Here is a 396-nt window from a genome sequence, read left to right as displayed (position 1 = left end):
GGGCTGTCCCAAAGGGCCGAACAAGGCTACATCAGCTCGAATGGTGAGAGCACACCGGCGAGGTAATCAGGCCGGCGGTCGTCCACGACTAACCACAGCATCGGGCCATCTCGGACTGAGGCTCTGGCCAGTACGTCGTTCGCATTCATTCCGGGCCTGAGTAGCTCGTCATCCGCAATCTCGCGCAGTTCCATGCCACGGCTCCGCGCAGTCGCAATGGATTCGGCCCAGCGGTCATTCCCCTCGCCTCCCTTGAGGTACTTGGCGAGCCCCAATTCAGACACAAGACACCAGGCATCGCCCAACCGGACGGGCAAGAACGAAAACGAGTGCATCAGCATCAGCTGCCGTGCGTGGGCCAGTGGTTGCCACGATTCAACGGTCACGGGCGACGAG

At 61.6% G+C, this 396-nt stretch carries 1 protein-coding gene; it reads right to left on the bottom strand.

Features of this window, described 5'->3' with window-relative positions:
- Positions 1–26 precede the first annotated feature (26 nt).
- On the bottom strand, positions 27–396 hold a 370-nt coding region (locus tag GVL03_RS21485), incomplete at its 5' end, for a hypothetical protein (RefSeq protein ID WP_159502774.1).

The sequence above is a fragment of the Microbacterium sp. 18062 genome (assembly GCF_902706225.1).
Taxonomy (GTDB): domain Bacteria; phylum Actinomycetota; class Actinomycetes; order Actinomycetales; family Microbacteriaceae; genus Microbacterium.
This window is presented reverse-complemented; position numbering and strand designations above follow the sequence as displayed.